Raw genomic sequence first — 22,920 nt, forward strand, 5'->3', positions numbered from 1 at the left:
CCTTAAATAAATAAGCCTGAAACCAACATTTCAGCTTCGGGTTTTACCTCTGCCGGAATACGAACGAGGCAATTGGCCTGCATTAAATTACTTAACATATGGGACTGTTGCTTTGCAAGGCTTGAAACCTTGAGCTCCCCTTTTACTATACTTGCTTGCATTCGAATAAAACGTTCCCTTTTATCTTCTTTCATGCCATGTGTTAATTTTGCAGTAAACCACGTATCAGTTTTAGGTTGTTGTCCTTGTAAGGCATCTATGAGCAACTTGCCGTACACCTGCATACACACATAAACAGCCGCAGGATTACCTGGTAGCCCCAACAGATAACAGTGATGTTCTGGATTTTGGTATTGAGCAAAATACAGGGGTTTTCCAGGCTTTTGCTTCACCTTCCAAAAAATTTGTTCAAACCCTGCATCGAATGAACTTGGACGAACAAAATCATAGTCGCCGACTGAAACACCACCTGTCGTAATGATTAAATCATATTTCGATTTTAGTTGTTCAAAACATGCTGTAACGGCCTGAGACTGATCTGATACATGAATAATTTCGGCCTGAATTGCATTTTGTTGGAACCATGCCTTTAAAAGAGGTCCATTTGCATCAAAAACTTGAGCTTCGCTTAGGCTATTTTGATCAAGTGCAATTTCATCGCCTGTAATGACGACAGCAACTTTTGGTTGGCGAAATACACTTATTGTTTGAACGCCTGCCATACTCAGTGCAGCAAGACTACCGATATTAATAAATTGACCTGCTTCAGCAAGTGATTGACCTTCAGCAAGTTCTTCTCCTCGTCTGCGAATATCGGTATGTGCCATTAACGGATCCGTAATGCGGATCTGTGTATCTGAAACGACTTCTACAATTTCCTGTCGTGCGATTGTGGTCGTACCTTGAGGTAACTTACCGCCTGTAAAAATTCGTATCGCCTGTCCTTCTTGTAAAGCCAAATCACTTGCGACACCTGCACGTATCTCACCCATTAACACATAAGATTGATGTTGAGCATCTGCATGAGAAGTACACAGTGCATAACCATCAACTGCACTTTGATCAAAACCAGGTAAATTTACAGGCGAATAAACAGGTGCAGACAAATATCTACTTAGGCTATTTTTTACAAAAATTGTTTCTGTTGATAATTTTTTTGCCGTATTTAGAATAGACTGAATCGCTTCATCAATGCTGATCAAGTCTTTTTCATGACCACATGCCGACATTACTCATAACCTCCTGGATGTGGTAAATCACGACAAACATCAAAAATATGAACAATTGCGGGTAAGAGTGCTGCCATGGATTCTGAAGCACCACCACGGCTACCAGGTAAAGTCATGATTAATGAGCGATCTATAAAGCCTGCAACACCGCGCGACATGGCAGCATAAGGCGTACGGCGTTGACCAAATGCTCTTGCAGCTTCCATCAAACCGTCCAGTTTTCGTTCAAGCAATGGTTCTAGCGTATCGACAGTAATATCTCGCTTGCCTATGCCTGTGCCCCCAACGGTGATAATACAAGCATAAGATTGGGTAAGCTCAAGTACCAAATCTTTTAACTGATCTGATTCATCTGGCAAAATCTGATAATGGATTGGAGTGAATCCAGCTTCATTCAGTGTATCTACAACAGATTTTCCTGCTGTATCAGGTTTTTTACCAGACGCTACAGTATCTGAAAGAACAATCACTGCAGCAGAAACAGCTTGTCGTAATGTCCGTTTAAAGTGAGACTTACCACCTTTTTTCTTCAGTAACTTGCATTGATCTAGTACTAAATCTTCTGGTTCACAATGTGGCTTGAGCATGTCATATAAAGTAAGCCCCGCAATACTAGCAGCAGTCAACGCCTCCATTTCGACCCCTGTAGGCCCAATGGTTTCAACCGTAGTTAGAATTTCTACAAAATTTTCATGCAATTCATATTCAACTTCGGCACGATAAATCGGTAGTGGATGACACAGTGGAATCAGTTCATCGGTACGCTTTGCTGCAAGAATACCAGCGATACGACCTGTTTTAAGCGCATCGCCTTTTTCGGTATTTCCAGTACGTAATAATTCAATACAATGCGGCGGTGCATATAAAATGGCTTGAGCTTCGGCAATACGATAACTTTCAGGTTTCATGCCTACATTTTTCATGGAGAGTCCCGCAAATAGATTTAATGCTGATGATTATGGTGATTGTGATGATGTTCTGAATGATGGTGATGAGGCGTATCCTCATGCGGATGACTATGATCTTTACGGATACAACAGCCTTCTACAAATTGACTGCTCCCATCGATATAAAATTCTTCTTTCCAGATGGGTACTTCGTGCTTCACACGCTCAACAGCTTCTTCACATGCCTGAAAAGCCTCACGGCGATGTGGTGCATAAGCCACGGCAATGATTGCTGTACCACCAATATCTAAAGCCCCAATGCGATGAATGACTCGCACATAAGATACGCCATATTTCTGGGTAATATCCTGCTCAATCTGGCGAATCATTTTTTCCGCTACAGGTGTATAAGAGGTGTATTTTAAAGCTTGAACCGCTCGACCTTCATGATGATTTCTAACAGTTCCCTGAAAGATTCCAATTCCCCCACATTCTGGAAACTCTGCAATTGAATCAAAACAATCTAAACTTAAATCTTCTGACTGTACCCGCTGAAACTCTTTCATATTAGCCTCCAGCAACTGGCGATAAAAGTACAAGCGTACAATCAGTTTTTAATATGGTCTGACGCGCTATAATATCCTCACCAATCGCACAAGCACAACGATCAAGTGCTTTTTGTACTTCTGGATACTGATTTACAATCTTGGCCAATACGTCACTGACCAAAACCTCTGATGGATAGTCCAAGATGAGTTTGGAAGGAAGCTGACGTTGAATGGCACCATAGCCTTCAATCGTGACCTGTACTGCGCTCATTTAGCCTCCTAATGTATGCATGCTAATTTTTCGGGGTTGTTTGTTCAAGCTATGAAATCCTTTGGCTTTATGCCAGATATAAGCCGAAATTTTTTCATGAATGGTACGTTGTAAAGTTTGGCGAAGATCCGTATTTTTTTCAGCGACAATTTGATCAAGTAATGGTTTAAGCATTAAACCTTGGGGAGCAAACAAACAGTTGTAAAGTTCACCCTGAGCAGTTAGACGGATTCGGTCACATTCTCCACAAAAAGAGTGGCTAATGGTTGAAATAATCCCAATATCATATTCATCATTTAAACGATACAATCTGGCTGGTTCATGCTCTTGTTTTAATTCACGTAGATCGAACTGTGTCGCCAAAACAGAAAGAATTTCCTGCTCTGTCACCACATCGTGATTATGCCAAAGTGCATCACCATCTAGTGGCATAAACTCAATAAATCTTAAAGGAATAGAATGCGCCTTGGCCCAATTGACCAAAGGTAAAATCTGGTCATCGTTCTTGCCTTTCATCAGTACGGTATTAATTTTAAAGGGTAGACCAACCAACTGGGCTGCTTGTATGCCTTGCAAAACTGGTTCGATTGATTTCTTTGTGAGTTTAAGAAACTGTTGAGCATCCAGACTATCCAGACTAATATTCAGGTCATCCAGTCCAGCCTGCTTAAGATCATAAGCATATTTGGCAAGATAATGTGCATTGGTGGTCATCGAAATACGTTTCAGACCAATTGAACGTAACTTTTGCAAATCTCGTACAAAATGCACCACGCCTTGTCGCATTAATGGCTCGCCACCAGTAATGCGGATTTTCTGTATTCCATTTTGCACCATAAACTCGCAAAACAAGTAAAGTGCTTCAAAATCCAGCAAATCTTTCTTTTTAATCCATTCTGGATGTTCAGGCATACAATACATGCATTTGAAGTTACAGCGATCTGTTACAGAAATTCTAAGTTTCCGTTTGTATCGACCATATTGATCACTGAATATCGCAGGACTCATGCTTGCGCTGTCTTCCATGCTATGCACTCTATTTCACTTCCTATTATCCCGTTATCGCATTGAAATGGGATAAAAATCAATATCAAAATTATTTCGGGGGATTTAAATAGCAAAAACTGTTCCAGTTTTATGTAAGGTAATTCAACTGTTTGTATTGTTGCAGTTCATCCAGTGAATTAATACTATGGAAAAATAATCGATGTTTACGGAAATAAGCAACCTGAGCATGCAGTTCTTTGAGTGTTTTTTTGAGACTCAGCTGATTTTGAGCCAAGTGTTGTTCTAAAACTGAACAACCTTCTCTTTTCATTAAGCAAAAAGGATACAACGAAGTCCCATTTATCGACACATAAGACATCATCGCCTGAGGATCTCGGCATAAACTTTCATGCAATGTAGATATCACTTTTGAGGGAATATAGGTCACATCACAAGGAACAAACAGTACATAGTCCGACTCGACATGTGACCATGCACTTTTCATCCCCATAATCGGCCCCAAAAAACCAGCATCATCATCTGGATAGCATCTGACATGAGGAACAATCTGACGATAAAGTGCAGCATCACGATGACTGTTTACCCAAATTTGCTCTACTTGATCCTTAAGTTTTTCATAAATTTTTAATAGCTGCATCTGATCATCAAAAGTTTGTAGCAGTTTATTCACACCATTCATGCGTCTGGCTTGTCCACCCGCCAAAATAACCAAATCAGTTTTAGGATATTTATTTTTGAGTTCTTCATTTTTTTTATGGTCTTTCATGCATCGATCTCCTGCTGACATGCTTTAATCAGTCCCCGAATCTCGGGTAAACATGAACCACAATTTCCACCTGCTTTTAAACAGGCTGTCACTTGTTTTTCATGTGTGATGTTTTGAGTTTTAATGGTTTCAATAATCTTGTTTTTTCCTACCTTGAAGCAACTACAAACCAATGGGCCGTCATGACTGCTCATACTCATTGGCATACCCGCAAGCAATGCCTTACGATGCAGTGCACTTAAACGCTCTCGCTTAAATAGCGTGGCAACCCAATCCCGATCAGGCAACATCTCGGCAGGTGCTATATATAAACTAGCAATTAAAATGCCATCTTTTAATATAATACTGTGTGACATTTGCATCGATGTGTCACTCAAATTCATCCATTCAAAAGAGGCATCATCAAAAGGAAGAAAATCTTTAAGTGCATATTGAACCTCATCAAGTTTATTACGGCCAGCAATTTCAAAACGATTCACTTTGGTCATTTTAACTTTGGTCCACCACACTACATTTTTTAAGCATGTCTGAATCAGTTGCTCCATTCCCTCGCGAATGTATAACACGCCTTGCCAATGTACATAAAAGGGATTGAGCATCACTGGGGTATGCTTAAACTCAGGTTCACCTGAAATTGAATCTACAACAGGATTTACCACCTTGCCGATACGCGCATCCGATGCAAACTGATCATTCCAGTGAATAGGCGCAAAGACCTGTCCACGGCGAATGCCCTCTGAAAGATGAACCCTTAATACACACTTGCCCCAGTTTGATGTTACTTCGACTAAACCATGTTCTCTTACACCGTATTTTAAAGCATCCTGTGGATGAATCTCACAATAAGGTTCGGCTCGATGCGTGGTTAAATTTGATGATAGTCCTGTGCGGGTCATGGTGTGCCACTGATCCCGAATCCGTCCTGTATTTAAAATCAACGGATATTGGTGCGTTGTGGCATGTACAGGAGCAATGGCATCTGTAGCAATAAATTTGGCCTTTTTTGAGCTATGGCTATATTGTCCCTGAACAAACAAACGTTCACTGTCAGTATCATTTAACTCATCTATCGATTTAAGCACAGGCCACTGAATGGGTTTCAATTGATCATAGTCAGATTGTGAGATTTGCGTTAGTCCAGACAAGTTAAAGTAACGAAATGCTTTTGCCTCATCACGATGGCTCATTGCCGCATTTTGATAGCTAGAGAGTTCTGCATGTTCCTGAAAAATTTGATGTGCATGTTCAAATTCAAAACCAGAGAAGCCCATTTTCTTGGCAACCTGACAAACTGCCCACCAATCTGCTTTGGTGTGTTCTGGTGTATCCAAAAAAGCACGCTGTCTCGATATACGGCGTTCGGAATTGGTGACTGTGCCATCTTTCTCCCCCCAACCCAGTGCAGGCAATAATACATCCGCAAAAGCAGTGGTATCTGTATCCTGGCAAATATCAGACACCACGACAAACTCACATTTATTTAAGGCACGTTTAACCTGATCTGCATCGGGCAAACTCACCAAAGGATTGGTAGCCATAATCCAGACGGCTTTGATTTTCCCAGTTTCTACGGCCTGAAATAGATCAACTGCTTTTAAACCAGCTTTTGATGCAATACGTGGACTGTGCCAAAAGCTTTGCACAATCTCTTGATGTAATGGCTGGTCGAGCTCCATATGTGCTGCCAACATATTGGCAAGCCCTCCTACTTCGCGTCCACCCATCGCATTGGGTTGACCTGTCATAGAAAACGGTGCAGCACCTAATTGACCTATTTTTCCTGTGAGTAAATGGCAATTAATAATTGCATTGGCCTTATTTACCCCTTGAGAGGATTGATTCACTCCCATTGAAAACAAACTCATGACTTTATCTGTCTGGGCAAACATCTGATAAAACTGCTGGAGTTTTTCCAATGCAATGCCTGTTTTTTCTGAAACCACTTTGATATCTGCTTCAGCATCACTGGCCAACAGTGCACTATCCAGATTTTCGGTATAAGCGGTTACAAATGAATGGTCTGTATATCCTTGCTGATATAGGTACTGAAGTAACCCATTAAACAGCGTGACATCTTGTCCTGGTAAAATTGGCAGATGTAAATCGGCCTGTTCACAAGTGGCAGTAAAACGCGGATCAATGACCACGACCGTTAAATCCCGTTCCGTTTTGGCTTGCATGATGCGTTGATATAACACGGGATGACACCAAGCCGTATTTGAGCCCACCAAAACCACCATGTCGGTATGCTCAAAGTCTTTATAGCTTGCAGGGACAAGGTCTTCGCCAAAACTACGTTTATGTGCAGCGACCGCAGAGGACATACATAGCCGTGAATTGGTATCAATATTAGCAGTCCCAAGATAGCCCTTAACGAATTTATTCACGACATAATAGTCTTCGGTCAGCAACTGCCCAGACACATAAAAAGCAATACTCTCGGCTCCATAAGTGTCAATGCATTGCTGAAAACGTGTTGCTATTTGTTCTGTCACATCATCCCATGTAGTCACTTTACGTAAATCACCGCGACCTATCATAGGCTGTAACAGTCTAGTTTCCAGTCCAAGCGTATCGGCCAGACGGCTACCTTTAATACACAAGCGACCAAAATTAGAAGGATGCTCTTGATCCCCAGTCACAGATATACGTTGACCAGATACAGTTTTCTCAACTGTGGCAGAAACACCACATCCCACACCACAATAAGGACACGTCGTATTTGTGGTCTGAACAGAATATTCAAGCTGATTATCGGTGGTACTTTGGAGTTGCACAGCAGGAATCGTATTCATTGAAGCTCCTTGATCACCCGGTTTTATCTTAACTTAACCTGCTTTTCTTAAAGCAAAATCTCGACCAAACAGCAGCTTGCTACGAATTGAAGAAATAGGGGTCTGATCTGCGATCAATTCGGCGTACCATGTACCATCTTCGGTATCACCAAATAAAACAGCACCAATGACACGATCATGCTGAATAATAATTCGCTTATAAATCTGACGTTTCTCATCATTCATAATAATGTCTTCATAACCATCTTCCGATTGGCGAACATCAATATCAATTTGACCTGCCGAAAACACATCCACACCACTCACTTTAAGCTGTGTAGGCACCGTTGGGGCTTTAAAAGTCAAACTACCATGTTCGGCCAGATGGCTGGCACAAATAAATGCTTGTCCCCATAAAGGTTCAACCAAACCAAAAGTTTGTCCACGGTGTTCTATACACTCACCCACCGCATAAATACTTGGGTCGAAGGTTTGCATCGTATCATTCACCAATACTCCGCGATTACATCTTAAGCCTGCACTTTGTGCCAGACGAATATTCGGGCGAATTCCCACTGCAAATACCACCAAATCGGCATCCAGAACACGCCCATCTTTTAAACGCAAATGCGTTACATGGCCTTGATCATTACCCAGCAAAGCCTCGGTATTTGCTTCAGTTATAATTTCAATACCTTTTTGCTCAATACTATGACGTAGCATCACACTGGCTTGAGCATCTAACTGACGGTCCATAATCCGATCCATCAAATGCAATACCGTCACATTCATACCGCGCTGTTTTAAACCATAGGCGGCTTCCAGACCTAATAAGCCACCACCAATCACCACAGCATGCTTTTTCTGAGATGCGTAATCCACCATGGTATTGACATCATAGATATCCCGAAAGCTAATGACACCTTTTAAGTCTGCTCCTTGAATAGGTGGAATAAACGGTTTAGACCCAGTAGCCAAAATAAGCCGGTCATATTCAACACACTCACCATTTTGGGTATGCACTTGCTTACGGTTACGATCAATCTTGATCGCTGGATCGCCCGCCACAAAGCGAATGGCTTTATCCTGATACCATTGATGAGGATGTAACATAATATCTTCAATGGTTTTTTCACCAGATAAAACAGGTGACAGCATAATACGGTTATAATTCCCCCACGGTTCTTCACCAATCACTGTGATTTCATAACGTTCGGGATTCATATCCAGTAAATCTTCTAGACAGCGCATGCCTGCTAGTCCATTTCCTACCAGTACCAGCTTTAATTTATCCTGTGCCAATCCGTTATTGGTAATATAGGTTTTTTGAGGTACAGGACTCACCCAAACACGTCCTGATTGTACTTTACAAGGGAAAACCAGTAACTTTTGTTCTTTATCTTCCAGACAACGCCCCGTTGCCAAACTGAAGTGCTGTTTATAAATAGGCGAAGCAATCACTCGTTCTCCTTGCAAATCACCCATAATTCCACGTGACATCACATTTGCCCCACTGAATGGATCTTGATTGCTGAGCGCGTAGATTCGCTGTTCGTGCCCGACACGAAATAAAGCAATTTGCTGATCATCAATTAAAGCTGTGACACCCGTATTTGGAGTAATGTCGCTCAAGGCACAGACATCAATCCATTCATTTTCTGCAATCTGATTTAACTGTTTTAAGTTGCTCATATTTGTTCTCCTTATGCTTCAACCAATGGAATACGTGACTCATCTCGTTCACTGGCTTTAAGTGGACGAATTTGACCACGCTCCTCTGTAAACTGGATATGTGGGTCACGCTGCTCTTTTTGGTTGATAAACGTCTGGAAACGTTTACGCACGTCAGGATCTTCAACCGCAGTACGCCATTCATCCTGATAAGTATTCACGACATGCGACATACGGCGTTCAAGCTCGTGAGCTAAACCTAATGAATCTTCAACAATCACAGCTTTTAAATAATCTAAACCACCTTCCATGTTGTCACGCCAAACACTGGTACGCTGCAAACGATCGGCAGTTTGGATATAAAACATAAAGAAACGATCAATGTAACGAATTAAGGTATTGGTATCCAAATCTGAGGCCAACAGTTCAGCATGACGTGGTTTCATGCCACCATTACCACAAACATAAAGATTCCAGCCTTTTTCAGTGGCAATCACCCCAACATCTTTGCCTTGGGCTTCTGCACACTCACGTGTACAACCCGAAACTGCCATTTTAAGCTTGTGCGGTGAACGTAAGCCTTTATAGCGATTTTCTAAAAAGATCGCTAAACCCACAGAGTCATCCACACCATAACGGCACCATGTGCTGCCTACACAGGATTTTACTGTACGCAATGACTTACCATAGGCATGCCCCGATTCAAAACCAGCAGCAATCAATTCTTCCCAGATCAGTGGCAATTCATGTAACTGCGCACCAAACATGTCAACACGCTGACCACCTGTAATTTTGGTATACAGGTTATATTTTTTGGCAATCTGGCCGACGGCGATTAGCCCATCAGGTGTGACTTCACCGCCTGCCATTCGTGGTACAACAGAGTAAGAACCATCTTTTTGAATATTACCCAAGTAGTAGTCATTACTATCTTGAAGACCAGCATGACTTGGCTTGAGTACAAAATCATTCCAGCAAGAGGCTAAAATATTAGCAACAGTTGGCTTACAGATATCACAACCCAAACCATGGCCATGCTGCTCAATCAAATCATCAAATGTTTTAATCTCATTAACACGGACGAGGTGATATAGCTCTTGGCGAGAATAAGCGAAATGTTCACAGAGATGATTATTTACGGTGACACCTTGACGCTGTAGCTCAGACTTTAACACCTGAGTCACTAACGGAGCACAACCTCCACAAGCGGTAGCCGCTTTGGTGCATTTTTTTAATGCACCTAAAGAAGTTGAGCCGTCTTCAATCGCTTGGCAAATATCCGCTTTGGAAACATTATTACATGAGCAAATTGTTGCGCTGTCTGGAAGTAGATCGACACCACTACCACCAGATTTTGCAGCGCCTGCCTCAGAAAAACCTGGCATGATCAGACTTTCTGGTTGCTCTGGAAGTGCCATACCATTGAGCATCATTTGTAACAGATCGCTATACTCTTTCGCATCACCCACCAAAACAGCACCAAGCAATTGTGTTTTCTCTGCATTCACCACAATTTTTTTATAAATCAATGCATCTTCATCAGCATAAAAATAGCTAAGCGCATTCGGAGTCATCGCATGCGCATCACCAATCGATGCAACATCCACCCCCATTAGTTTAAGCTTGGTACTCATGTCCGCACCAGTAAAGCAATGGGTTTCTTCCTCTAAAATATGCTTGGCTGCAATTCGTGCCATATCATAGCCTGGTGCCACCAAACCATAAATTTTATTATTCCAGAGTGCACATTCACCAATCGCATAAACATCAGGCTGAGAAGTCTGGCAATAATCATTAATAACAATACCGCCACGCTCACCTGTCGCCAAACCCGATATTTTTGCCAATTCATCACGTGGACGAATTCCCGCAGAGAACAGCACAATATCCGTTTCAAGCACTGAACCATCTGCAAACTTCATGATGTGATGATGGGTCGAACCATCTTCAATACATTGTGTTGCTTTTTGGGTATGAACCTTAACCCCTAAATCTTCAATTTTACGGCGTAAAACCTTACCGCCTAAATCATCAATCTGAACCGCCATTAGACGTGGCGCGAACTCCACCACATGTGTTTCCAGATTTAAATCGCGTAGTGCTTTTGCCGCTTCAAGTCCAAGCAGGCCACCGCCAATCACTACGCCAGATTTAGCATTTTTACTTGCGGCACGAATCGCATCTAAATCTTCAAGGGTACGATAAACAAAACAGTTGTTGCGGTCATTACCTGAAATTGGGGGTACAAAGGCATAAGAGCCTGTTGCAAGTACCAATTTATCGTAGCCAATAACATCACCTGCACTGGTAGTGACTGTTTTTAGAATCGGATCAATTGCGATGGCTTTGGTATTTAAACGTAGATCAATCCCGTAAGCATCTGCAAAATCTGCGCGTGCTAATGACAAATCTTTAGCGGTTTTACCAGAAAAATACTCCGTCAAATGTACGCGGTCATATGCAATACGGGGTTCTTCAGCAATAATTGTAACTTCAAGTTCATCATCTGCTTTTTCTAACAGGCTTTCGATAAATTTGTGGCCAACCATACCATGGCCAATCATGACTAGTTTCATTGGGTTTCTCCTCAGATCATGCAATAGGTTGACTTAAGCCAGATTATTTCTTTCAAGTACCGCTTGTTCAAATAAGCGCTGCTCTTTGACTTTATGTTCAGCCGAGAAACGAATCAGCATGACAAAACCACCTGCAATAATCACCAGACCACCAAGTACCATCAAACAGGTTTGAATATCCATCATTCCCTTGAGTAAAAAACCTGCTGCAACTGCACCGACATTACCTCCAGCGCCAATAATACCCGCAACACCGCCCAACGCATCACGATCAATAAATGGCACCAACGCATAGGTTGCTCCACACGCCATATGAGTAAATAAAGCAAATAACGTCATGATCATAATTGCGAGCATCGCACTGTTCATTTGAGAGAAGATAATCAGAAACAAACCCTCACCCACAATCATGGCAAACAACACTTTGGTACGGCCATCTAATCCTTTTTTGATTGCAACTTTATCTGAAATGATGCCACCCAAAGCGCGCGCAAATAGTGCCAGCAAACCAAAAATACCTGCTGCTAAACCTGCTTCTTTTAATCCAAAGTTGAAATGATTGACGTAATACATCGCCACAATGTTATGAATAAAGATTTCGATTCCAAAACATGCAGCATAAGCACCAAATAAAATCCAGACACGATAATTACGTGCAGCATGCATCAGAATTGCCATACCGCCTTTTTTATCACTACCCACTTGAATCCCTTGGGCACGGAGTTCTTTAAAGTTTCCTTGCGGGCAATCCTGCGTATATTTCCAGTAAAGTAGCCCAACAATCACCATCATTGCACCAGGAACCAGTAAAGCAACACGCCAGCCCATTGCTTGCTCGACACCAAACATCACTAGAGCAGAGAGTAATAACGGCATTAAAGCTTGGGTTGCACCACCACCTGCATTTCCCCAACCTGCGGAAGCCGCATTGGCTGTTCCGACCACATTGGGTGCAAACATAATACTGGTATGGTATTGAGTAATAACAAAACTTGCACCAATTGCGCCAATCAATAGGCGAAAGAACAAAAAAGATTCATAGCTATTGGCAGCGGCGACCCCAAACACTGGCAAACTACCAATGAGTAACAAGGCAGTATAAGTTTTACGTGGGCCATATTTATCGCACAGCGGCCCCACAATCAGACGGACCACAATGGTAATCGCAACAGCAGCAATATTAATATTGGCAATTTGGTCTTTAGTCAGATGAAACTCACCTGCAATCACTGGCATTAAAGGTGCACAGGCAAACCATGCAAAAAAACAAACAAAAAAAGCGAGCCAACTCATATGGAAGGCTCGCATCGCTGGAACACTAAAATTAAATAAATTTATTTTAGTCGCTTTTTTTGCTGTTAAATCTAAATTTGAAGACATCGCCTTCTCCTGAACTGAACGTAATATGGGCTTTACAGCAAATGCTGTATGAGCAATCGATCAGAACGGACGTCGTTGGCCGTCTTACAAATTTTTCAACTTTGAGTCGTCTTTGACTCATATTTAATTAAGCAATGAGTGTGCCAGAAAATATAAAACCAAGCACTATACCAATTATGAATTTGATTTTTATAATAAAATTAAATTCAATATTTAAGAGATATTTTAAAATTGAACTTTTTTTCTTAAAAAACGCAGCATTGAGGATAAAAATATATTACAAAGTCAGCTATTCGCACTATTTCAGTTCAGGCTGTACTTTAATGTTTCAAATGCCAATTGCATTGTTTTTTTCATGGCATCGATTTTGCAATGCAATTTTGTCATTGATTTCGCTTACACTATTTCGCAAATGCGAAAAAATTTGCTCTATTTCTTATGTCTAAATTAAAAATTGCACTCATTGATGATGACCTCGAACGAGCCGAATTTATTCGGCAGGATTTACGTGCACATGATTTTGATGTCGTTGCTTGCATGACACTGGATCATTTGAATGTACTCAAACTTGAAAAACTTCAGGCCGATGTTATTTTGCTGGATATGGATCATCCTCACCGAGATATTATAGAAAGCTGTGTCAGCCGTTTCGATTTACCTACGGTACTTTTTACCAAAAACACGCATAAAGATACGATTAAGCAAGCCATTGCTGCTGGTGTAACAGCCTATATTGTCGATGGAATTGACCCATCACGTTTAGATACCATTCTAGAAATATCAATTGAGCAGTATAAAAAGCATAAGCAGCTTGAGAGTGATCTCAAAGAAACCAAAATAAAACTGGCAGACCGTAAAGATATCGAAAAAGCCAAAGTTTTATTAATGCAGTTACATCACTTGAGTGAAGATACTGCATTTCAATTGTTGCGTAAAAATGCCATGAGTCATCGTATCACTATGGGAGAAATGGCACGGCGTTTAATTGATGCACAACAGTTACTTCTTAACCCGTTAAAAGAGGATTCTCATGAGTCAGATTGAAAAAAAACAATTGCAGCTCGGATATATTCCTCTTTTAGACTGCATTGCACTCCTTTGGGCCAAAGAACGTGGCTACTTTGAAGAAATGGGATTAGATGTCACATTAGTCAAAGAAGCATCTTGGGCAAGTTTAAGGGATCGCCTGGCTTTTGGTATTTTAGATGCTGCTCACTGTCTCTCTGCAATGCTTCCTGCAGCCGCCATTGGTGAAGATCAAATTGGAATCCCACTCAAAACACCGTTGGTACTCAGTAAAAACCGTGCCTATATCAGCTTGAGCCAGAAATTATGCTATGAGCTATCTATCCAAAACGCTGATAATGCCCAAGAAAATTCGGCAAAACTTGTAAAGTATCTTGAGCAAGAACAAAGCATAGCGCTTGCACATGTATTTCATCATTCAATTCATCACTACTGTTTACGTGAATGGCTGGCATTAAGCCATCTAGACCTAGCTAAAGCCATTCAATTAAAAACCTTACCCCCACCGTATATGCTTGATGCACTGGCATCTGCTTCAATTGATGGTTTTTGTGTAGGAGAACCGTGGAATACTCAAGGTGAAATTGAAGGATATAGCCAGATTGTTGCCTCTAGTCGAGATATTATTCCTGAAGTGGCCGATAAAGTTTTAGCTGTTACAGAAGAATGGGCAGCACATCATCCGAATACTGTGATTGCTTTAACTGCAGCCATATTAAAAGCGCAACAAGAACTTGAAACCTTATCTAACCTTGAGCCCGTTTGGCAGATACTCATTAATTTTAATATTGTTCGCTTCCAATGTTCCAAATCGGTTCATGTTAAGTCTTACCATGCACTCGAACAGATCATTCGACATTTGGTTGTTGGACAAGCTGCTCCCTGTAGTGAAGATATGCTCTGGTTATTTGGACAAATGCAAAAATGGCATGATTTAACAATTGAGACAACAGCGCTTAACGAATTGAGTCAACGTTGTATTGATCAAAATAGTTTTGAGAAAGCCATGCAGCATGTTCAAAGTAACACGGGTTAATTTTGATACTGGGTAGTTGAATCAATCTCAGCCATTTAATTACTTGTAAGCAGTTTTGAATGTAGATTAAATATTTAATCTACAGTCAAAACTATTTATTCAATCTTTACAATTTTTATCATCACATCTTAATTAATCATTTTAATATCTATTTAAAAGCTATCGAGATGCACATATGGACAGCCGAGAAACCACAACAGAAGATAATAATGCGAGTTATGCACGTATCGAACCCTATGATCAACCCGCAGGCGGTTGGGGTGCTTTACTCAGTGTTGCAAGAAATTTAAAACGTCAAGAAACATTTAAAAAAGGATCCATTTCATTACTTAATATTAATCAACCCACAGGTTTTGATTGTCCTGGTTGCGCTTGGCCTGAAAAAAAAGACACCCATACCTTTAATTTCTGCGAAAACGGCGCCAAAGCCGTTGCATTTGAAGCCACCAGTAAACGTGTCACACCAGAGTTTTTTGCAACGCATACCGTAAGCTGGCTCAAAGAACAAAGTGACTTTTTTCTAGAAGATGCTGGGCGTATCACCGACCCTATGCGTTACGATGCAGCAACCGACAAATATGTTCCTATTTCATAGGATGATGCGTTTCAGTTAATTGCCAAGCATTTGCAGGCACTCGATCATCCAAACGAAGCCGCGTTTTATACCTCTGGTCGTACCAGTAACGAAGCTGCATTTTTATATCAGCTTTTTGTCAGAAATTTTGGAACAAATAATTTTCCAGATTGCTCGAACATGTGTCACGAAGCGACCAGTGTTGGTTTGAAAGACGCTATTGGTCTTGGAAAAGGTACGGTTACACTGGATGACTTTGATCAAGCTGACGCAATTTTTAGCTTCGGTCATAACCCTGGAACCAATCATCCGCGTATGCTGGCAACCTTACGTGAAGTATCGAAACGTGGTGGAACCATTATTGCAATTAACCCGCTTAAAGAGCGTGGTTTAGAAAGATTTCAAGATCCTCAAGCCCCACTTGAAATGATGACCAATGGTAGTACACCGATCAGCCGTTATTATTTTCAACCTAAAGTAGGCGGCGACTATGCCATTATGTTTGGCATGCTCAAACATCTGGATGAATGGGATCAAATCAATCTGTCTAAAGGTAAACCAAGTGTGTTTGATCGTGATTTTATCGCGCTCAATACCGTAGGTTTTGAAGACATGCTAACCGAAATTCGTAATACTTCTTGGTCGGAGATCCATCCACATACTGGGCTTACACCCGAACATCTTGAAGCACTGTCAAAACTCTATCTCGAATCACAGCGTGCCATTTTCTGCTGGGGTATGGGAATCACCCAACATCGTCATGGCACGGTTAATGTGCACATGCTTGCTAATCTGATGCTTGCCCGTGGCCACATTGGACGTCCTGGCGCAGGTTTAGCGCCTATTCGTGGTCATAGCAATGTACAGGGTGATCGCACAATGGGAATCAATGAGCGTCCAGGCGCCAAAATGCTGGATAGTATTGATCGCGTTTTTGGCATTCAGTCTCCACGTGAAGATGGGCTGGGTGTTGTAGAAACCATCAAAGCGATGGCTGAAGGTCAAGTAAAAGTATTTATCGGTCTAGGTGGAAATTTTGCCGTAGCTACACCTGATAGCGACTATACACAACAAGCATTACGTGCATGTAAATTAACCGTACATATCACCACAAAAATGAACCGTAGCCACTTGGTGTGTGGTGAAGACGCCCTAATGCTCCCTTGCCTGGGTCGAACTGAAATTGATACGCAAAAACACGGCCCACAAGCGATTTCTGTTGAAGATTCGATGAGCAATGTGCATCTTTCAGCAGGACGTAACGAACCAATTTCTTCAGATTTACTATCAGAACCCGACATTGTCGCCAGAATTGCAGAAGCAACATTACCTGATAGTCAGATCAAATGGCGCTGGTATGTTGAAAGCTATGACCGTATTCGTGATGCAATATCTGAAGTGTTTGATGAATTCCATGACTTTAATCAACGCGTCTATCAACCTGGAGGATTTCACCTTGAGCACCCTGCCAATCAGCATGTGTGGAATACCCCTAAAGGCAAAGCCCAATTTTTAATTACACCGATTTCAGAAGTGTATGCAGATAAAGAACATCAATTTGCAGATACTTACTCAAAAGCTAAAGTTTATACACTCATGACTACACGCTCACATGATCAGTATAATACAACGCTATATGGTCTAGATGACCGTTATCGTGGGGTATTCGGTCAGCGCCGTGTACTCTTTATGAATGAACAGGATATTCAAGAAGCAGGCTTTCAGGCAGACCAATGGGTCGATATTGAAAGTATCTATTCCGATGGACTCAAACGTATTGTCCGTAGCTTTAAAATCGTACCGTACAATATTCCAAGGGGAAGTATGGCGGCCTATTATCCAGAAACAAACCCCTTGGTGGCTTTAAGCAGTCATGACAAATACGCAAAAATACCTGCATCCAAAAGTATTCCTGTAATCTTACATCCTGGTCAAGCGCCAGAACATTTTAATCTCGCTGCGCCCGTCGATCCTGAACATGCAAATGGATAGTTTAACCGAAACGACAAATGCCTTGAGTAATGATACTCATGCTCAAGGCTATCAAAGCGTTTCCACTACTCGGCATGTCGGTCACATACGTGAGGTTGTGTATGACTGTGTAGTAGAGGAATTCCCTGTTGCTTTAATCTATAACGGGATCTCTCATGCAGTCATGATGACAACGCCGCTCGATCTTGAAGTGTTTGCAATTGGATTTAGTCTGACAGAAGCCATTATTGATCATCCACGACAGATTTATGATATTGAAATTATAAAAAGCGATTTGGGCATACAGGTAGAAATAACAATCGCGTCTGAGGCATTTATAAAGTTAAAAACACATAGACGTACACTTGCAGGTCAAACGGGTTGTGGTATATGTGGCATCGAGAGTTTGCAACAGATTCAACATACCTTTCCCCCAGTGACTCATGATTTTTTTGTACACTGGCTAGATCAAATACCAGATGCCATGGTTCAATTACAGCAGCAGCAACCAATTTCTGCTGTCACGGGAGGTGCACATGCGGCAGCTTGGGTCGTGAATGGTAACATTCTAACTGTGTTTGAAGATGTGGGACGTCATAATGCTCTCGATAAACTTCTCGGCCATTTGGTCAAGCATGATATCGATCGCTCACAAGGGTTTGTCTTAATGACAAGTCGGGCAAGTTATGAGCTTGTTAAAAAATGTGCGCAACTTAACATTTCACTTTTGGCTACCATTTCTGCGCCTACAAGCTTAGCGATAGAGCTTGCGAAGCGTAGTGGCCTAAAACTGGCTAGTTTTTGCCGTCAGTCTCGTTATGTGGTTTACTCATAACACCACGTTAATAGGACTCGATTTACGTTATTCATGTTTGAGATCATATGCCACAATCGCAGTATACTTGTAAAAATCGTTTTCAGATCCGACATAAGCATGGCTAATTGACTTTATTTCAATACAGCGTTTGTTGCGATGTTCGTAATCAATCCAGTGATTAATGTCTGTCTCAAGTTTGCTAAATACGTTAGTTTCAAATATTTTAACCTGCTGCATGTGCCTAATCTCCATGGCTATATCAATGTTTTGAGGTCGATTTCCCTATTACATGATTATTTATACCAGATCTAGTCTATATCAATCTTGTAATATTAAAGCATGCGCACTGCTCAATTAACAATACAACTTATTTTTTGTGGTTATGCTGGATTTTTATTCCAATTCATCTTAAAGATACAAATTTTGAAGTTACTGTCATAAATATTCGTTATACTTTCAACATTCATCGCAATCAAGTTACTGCTGGTACACTTTTTTGGTTTTGGAGCACATGCAACAGCACATTAAACGTTATCCCATAGGTGCACATCTGGTCATCTATCATCTAGGATATAGCCACCATGGTATTTATGCGGGTCGTGGTCGTGTAATCCATTATTCTGGATTTGCCCATCTTTTTAAAAAAAAGCCAATTGAAATCACGACACTGCAGAAATTTTCTCACGGAAAAAAAATCCATATCCGTATCTATGATCAACCCAAATATAAGGGCCGAACTGTTGTACGCCGAATGCGCTCACGCATACATGAAAATCACTATCATCTCATTATCAATAACTGTGAACATTTATGCTCATGGGCAATTACAGGCGTTGAGAATAGCCATCAAGTGGTTAAAATGATGAACCGCCTGACTACAATTGGCTATCTCAGCTCAATCATGAGTTATATGAACAGCTTATTCCTCACGATTGCCACCACTTGTTTTGCACTCGTACTTTATATCAAGAAAAAATTAAGAGATAAGGCCAAAATGAAAGTACCTGATTCTATTTTTTATCATGAAGAACATAAAAAATAAGCTGCGTTATTCGACAGCTTATTTTAAAAAGACTTTTATCCTGTTTTATAAGACCCTTGTGCTGAGGTAAAGCGTTGCTACATTTCCCTGCGGGACCTTGCTAAAAAATAAGACTGTCGCGCTTTACCCTGCGGGGCCTTGCGAAAAAATAAGGCTGTCGCCTTATTTTTTCTCAGGTTTGAAGCTATCTTTTAGGTCTAAAATACGGTTAAACACTGGTTTTTCTGAAGTGTGATCATGCTGATCTGCTACAAAATAACCTTCGCGCTCAAACTGAAAGCGTTGTTCAGGTGATGCTTGTGCCAATGCTGGCTCAATATAGGCCTGAACGACTTGTAATGAGTCAGGATTCAAATTGGCAAGAAAGTCATCATCTGCATCAGGTGCAGCTTCTGTAAATAGGCGATCATAAATACGCACTTCCGCAGGAAGTCCTTTGGTTGCAGATACCCAATGAATCACCCCTTTTACCTTACGACCTTCGGGGTTTTTACCTAAAGTGTCTGGATCAATTGAACATTTAAGCTCAATGACTTCACCCTGTTCATCTTTGACCACTTCATCGCATTTGATCACGTAAGCATGACGCAAACGTACTTCACCACCTGGAATCAAACGTTTAAAGCCTTTTGGTGGCACTTCTTCAAAGTCTTTGCGGTCAATATAAAGCTCAGATGTTAGTGGAATAACACGTTCGCCCATATCGACATTCGGATGGCGTGCATGCACAAGATCAAGTGTTTCTGGCAAATTGGTTAAGGTGACTTTCAACGGATTGAGTACAGCCATGCCACGGCTTGCAGTATTTTCGAGCGACTGACGAATACAGAATTCGAGCATTGCAACATCCACAATACCATCCGTTTTAGATACACCTACACGCTTACAAAAATCACGCAAGCCTTCAGAGGTAAATCCACGACGGCGCATACCGACGACTGTTGGCATACGCGGATCATCCCAACCATTTACAAAACCACCTTCGACCAGACGGCGTAACTTACGCTTAGAGGTAATGGTGTAATCGATGTTTAAACGAGATGATTCATACTGGCGTGGTACTGCTTCTGAATGAACTTTTTCAATCACCCAGTCATAAAATGGACGATGATCTTGGAACTCAAGCGTACATAACGAATGCGTAACACCTTCAATCGCATCAGATAACGGATGCGCATAGTCATACATTGGATAGATTTTCCATGTATCACCTGTTTGATGGTGCTCTGAATGCAGAATACGATACAAAATTGGATCACGCATATGTACATTCGGGCTTGCCATATCAATTTTGGCACGTAAAACAGCTTGACCTTCCTGATAAGTCCCATCTTTCATTTTTTCAAAATGTTGAAGGTTTTCTTCTACACTCGCATCACGGTAAGGAGAGTTTTTACCTGGCTCTACAAAGTTACCACGGTTCAGCTTAATTTCTTCGGGTGTTTGCAAGTCGACATAGGCATCACCTTGTTTAATCAGTTGTACCGCCCACGTATAAAGCTGGTCGAAGTAGCTCGATGCATAACGTGGTTCATCTTTCCATTCAAAACCAAGCCATTTTACGTCGTTGGCAATCCCATCGACATATTCCTGCTCTTCTGCATCTGGGTTGGTATCATCAAATCTGAGATTACAATAACCACCAAATTCTTCAGCAACGCCAAAATTAAGACAAATGGCCTTAACATGACCAATATGCAAATAACCGTTTGGTTCAGGTGGAAAACGAGTGACCACAGTTTGGGTACGACCTTCGTTCAAATCTTCTGTGATGACTTGTCTGACAAAATCTAAGCCTGCCTGTTGTTCTTGCTGCGCAGAATCGACAGATGTATGAGTATTCGTTGTCGGAGAATTGGGCAGAGTTGAAACAACATCATTTGGCTTCATATAAATATTTCACTTCTTTACAGTTAAAATTTGACTGAATGAAACGTAATCTTTGTTTTTATCAAAGAAATTTACGTTTTTTACTTGCTATGTAGTTTACAGTTTGCTTATGCTTCTCTCAACCAAAAAACCCATGGCTTTCGTGTCCATGATTAGGAGATTATGTAATGAGTTTTCCTCAAGTCGAATTAAACACCAATAAAGGTCGTATTGTTCTTGAGCTTAACCCTGAAAAAGCGCCTAAAACAGTTGCTAACTTCTTGGAATATGTTCGTGATGGTTTCTATGACGGCGTGATTTTTCACCGCGTCATTGATGGTTTTATGATCCAAGGCGGCGGCATGGACGAAAACTTCAAAGAAAAAGCCACTCGTGATGCAATTGAAAACGAAGCTGACAATGGTTTGAGCAATGATGAAGGTACGATTGCTATGGCACGTACTCAAGCACCTCACTCTGCTTCTGCTCAATTCTTTATTAATGTGAAAAACAACTCTTTCCTTAACCACACAGGTAAAACTGCGCAAGGTTGGGGTTATGCGGTGTTTGGTAAAGTTGTTGAAGGTCTGGACGTTGTAACTGCAATTAAAAACGTTCGTACTGGCAACCGTGGCTATCACGCTGATGTACCTTTAGAAAATGTTGTCATTGAATCTGCTAAAATTATCGCTGAATAATTTTTAAACGGATTATTTTGTGACTTATTTGTTTATTTCAGATTTACATTTGTCACCTGAACACCCTCGACTCATTCGAGGGTTTTTAGATTTATTACAATCTTATCAAGACCGACATACTCAGCTTTATATCTTGGGCGACTGGTTTAATGCCTGGATTGGCGATGATTATACTGCCCCCTGGCTGGATGAAATCGTAGAAAAACTTCAGGATTTTCATCGACACGGCAATCAAGTCTATTTTCAGGTGGGTAATCGTGACTTTGCATTGGGATATGATTTTTTAAAGCAATTTCATGGCATTTTACTTCCTGATATCTATACGCTTAATATCTCTGGTGTCACGTATAGGCTCGAGCATGGCGATGCACTATGTACAGATGATGTCGCTTATCAACGCTTCAAAAAGATCATTCGAAATCCTTATCTTATTGCATTATTAAAACGTACGCCGTTAAGTTTTAGACAGAAACTGGCCAATGGCTTTCGTAAAAAAAGTCATGATGACAAGCAACAAAAAACTTATGCCATTATGGATGTACATCCCAAAGCTGTCGAAACTGCGCTATTTGATGTCGATATTTTAATTCATGGTCATACTCACCGCCCTGCAATACATCCTTTGGGACAAAAAACCCGAATCGTTTTAGGGGATTGGCGAGAAAAAACAAATCAAGCCATGATTTTAGAAATCGATGAACAAGGTCACCAAAATTTTATTCAATGGAATATTAGTTCATCACGCTAAAAATCTATTTTGTTACCTCAATTTTTATT

General features: G+C 41.1%; 18 protein-coding genes and 1 pseudogene. 7 read left to right on the forward strand and 12 right to left on the reverse strand.

Annotated features, from left to right (window positions below):
- Window positions 1-2: 2 nt before the first annotated feature.
- The 10 genes from F952_RS10520 to F952_RS10565 all read right to left on the reverse strand — a co-directional run bounded on the left by F952_RS10520 (window position 3) and on the right by F952_RS10565 (window position 13,110).
- Complete coding sequence (locus tag F952_RS10520) at window positions 3-1,229, reverse strand: molybdopterin molybdotransferase MoeA (RefSeq protein ID WP_004927100.1); 1,227 nt, start codon at window positions 1,227-1,229, stop codon at window positions 3-5.
- Entirely contained in the window at window positions 1,229-2,152 is a 924-nt protein-coding gene (gene moaCB, locus F952_RS10525) for a bifunctional molybdenum cofactor biosynthesis protein MoaC/MoaB (protein ID WP_004927103.1), read from the reverse strand. The genes F952_RS10520 and moaCB overlap by 1 nt, the downstream gene beginning before the upstream one ends.
- 20 nt (window positions 2,153-2,172) lie before the next feature.
- Window positions 2,173-2,682: a molybdenum cofactor biosynthesis protein MoaE gene (locus F952_RS10530; protein WP_004927106.1), complete on the reverse strand. Its 510-nt coding sequence runs from the start codon at window positions 2,680-2,682 to the stop codon at window positions 2,173-2,175.
- Between the two features lies 1 nt (window position 2,683).
- Window positions 2,684-2,935 carry a MoaD/ThiS family protein gene (locus F952_RS10535; RefSeq protein WP_004927109.1) on the reverse strand — a complete coding sequence of 84 codons (252 nt, stop codon included), beginning with the start codon at window positions 2,933-2,935 and terminating at the stop codon, window positions 2,684-2,686.
- A complete protein-coding gene (gene moaA / locus F952_RS10540; RefSeq protein ID WP_004927111.1) occupies window positions 2,936-3,961 on the reverse strand; it encodes a GTP 3',8-cyclase MoaA in 1,026 nt (341 codons plus the stop codon). It lies immediately after the preceding gene.
- A 109-nt stretch (window positions 3,962-4,070) separates the two neighbouring features.
- On the reverse strand, window positions 4,071-4,709 hold the full coding sequence (locus F952_RS10545; RefSeq protein ID WP_004927114.1) for an NTP transferase domain-containing protein: 639 nt from the start codon (window positions 4,707-4,709) through the stop codon (window positions 4,071-4,073).
- Window positions 4,706-7,504 carry a nitrate reductase gene (locus F952_RS10550; protein WP_004927117.1) on the reverse strand — a complete coding sequence of 933 codons (2,799 nt, stop codon included), beginning with the start codon at window positions 7,502-7,504 and terminating at the stop codon, window positions 4,706-4,708. The genes F952_RS10545 and F952_RS10550 overlap by 4 nt, the downstream gene beginning before the upstream one ends.
- A 33-nt stretch (window positions 7,505-7,537) precedes the next feature.
- A complete protein-coding gene (gene nirD / locus F952_RS10555) occupies window positions 7,538-9,175 on the reverse strand; it encodes a nitrite reductase small subunit NirD (protein ID WP_004927119.1) in 1,638 nt (545 codons plus the stop codon).
- Between the two features lie 11 nt (window positions 9,176-9,186).
- A complete protein-coding gene (gene nirB, locus F952_RS10560; RefSeq protein ID WP_004927123.1) occupies window positions 9,187-11,730 on the reverse strand; it encodes a nitrite reductase large subunit NirB in 2,544 nt (847 codons plus the stop codon).
- Between the two features lie 33 nt (window positions 11,731-11,763).
- Complete coding sequence (locus tag F952_RS10565; RefSeq protein ID WP_004927126.1) at window positions 11,764-13,110, reverse strand: MFS transporter; 1,347 nt, start codon at window positions 13,108-13,110, stop codon at window positions 11,764-11,766.
- A 438-nt stretch (window positions 13,111-13,548) separates the two neighbouring features.
- Here F952_RS10565 and F952_RS10570 point away from each other — a divergent pair, with 438 nt between their 5' ends.
- The 4 genes and pseudogenes from F952_RS10570 (at window position 13,549) to fdhD (ending at window position 18,552) form a co-directional block, all read left to right on the forward strand.
- A complete protein-coding gene (locus tag F952_RS10570) occupies window positions 13,549-14,154 on the forward strand; it encodes an ANTAR domain-containing response regulator (protein WP_004927129.1) in 606 nt (201 codons plus the stop codon).
- Window positions 14,141-15,172, forward strand: coding sequence for an ABC transporter substrate-binding protein (locus tag F952_RS10575; RefSeq protein ID WP_004927132.1), 1,032 nt, complete (start codon window positions 14,141-14,143; stop codon window positions 15,170-15,172). Before F952_RS10570 ends, F952_RS10575 begins: the two co-directional genes overlap by 14 nt.
- Window positions 15,173-15,347: 175 nt before the next feature.
- Window positions 15,348-17,738 (forward strand): annotated as a pseudogene (locus F952_RS10580) (FdhF/YdeP family oxidoreductase).
- Entirely contained in the window at window positions 17,731-18,552 is an 822-nt protein-coding gene (fdhD, locus tag F952_RS10585; RefSeq protein WP_011182374.1) for a formate dehydrogenase accessory sulfurtransferase FdhD, read from the forward strand. Before F952_RS10580 ends, fdhD begins: the two are co-directional and overlap by 8 nt.
- Before the next feature lie 27 nt (window positions 18,553-18,579).
- Here the strand turns inward: fdhD and F952_RS10590 are convergent, their stop codons facing one another.
- Complete coding sequence (locus tag F952_RS10590) at window positions 18,580-18,771, reverse strand: DUF2536 family protein (protein ID WP_004927142.1); 192 nt, start codon at window positions 18,769-18,771, stop codon at window positions 18,580-18,582.
- Window positions 18,772-19,045: 274 nt separating this feature from the next.
- Between F952_RS10590 and F952_RS10595 the strand changes: the two genes are divergently transcribed.
- Window positions 19,046-19,576: a lecithin retinol acyltransferase family protein gene (locus F952_RS10595; protein ID WP_004927145.1), complete on the forward strand. Its 531-nt coding sequence runs from the start codon at window positions 19,046-19,048 to the stop codon at window positions 19,574-19,576.
- A gap of 162 nt (window positions 19,577-19,738) precedes the next feature.
- Here F952_RS10595 and F952_RS10600 read toward each other — a convergent pair whose 3' ends face one another.
- Window positions 19,739-21,466 (reverse strand): glutamine--tRNA ligase/YqeY domain fusion protein, encoded by a 1,728-nt coding sequence (locus F952_RS10600; protein ID WP_004927148.1) that lies wholly within the window; start codon window positions 21,464-21,466, stop codon window positions 19,739-19,741.
- A gap of 167 nt (window positions 21,467-21,633) precedes the next feature.
- Here F952_RS10600 and F952_RS10605 point away from each other — a divergent pair, with 167 nt between their 5' ends.
- Entirely contained in the window at window positions 21,634-22,143 is a 510-nt protein-coding gene (locus F952_RS10605) for a peptidylprolyl isomerase (protein ID WP_004927153.1), read from the forward strand.
- A gap of 19 nt (window positions 22,144-22,162) precedes the next feature.
- Window positions 22,163-22,891 carry a UDP-2,3-diacylglucosamine diphosphatase gene (locus F952_RS10610; protein ID WP_004927155.1) on the forward strand — a complete coding sequence of 243 codons (729 nt, stop codon included), beginning with the start codon at window positions 22,163-22,165 and terminating at the stop codon, window positions 22,889-22,891.
- The last annotated feature ends 29 nt before the right edge of the window (window positions 22,892-22,920 follow it).

Origin of the sequence: Acinetobacter baylyi DSM 14961 = CIP 107474, from assembly GCF_000368685.1 — a bacterium.
Taxonomy (GTDB): domain Bacteria; phylum Pseudomonadota; class Gammaproteobacteria; order Pseudomonadales; family Moraxellaceae; genus Acinetobacter; species Acinetobacter baylyi.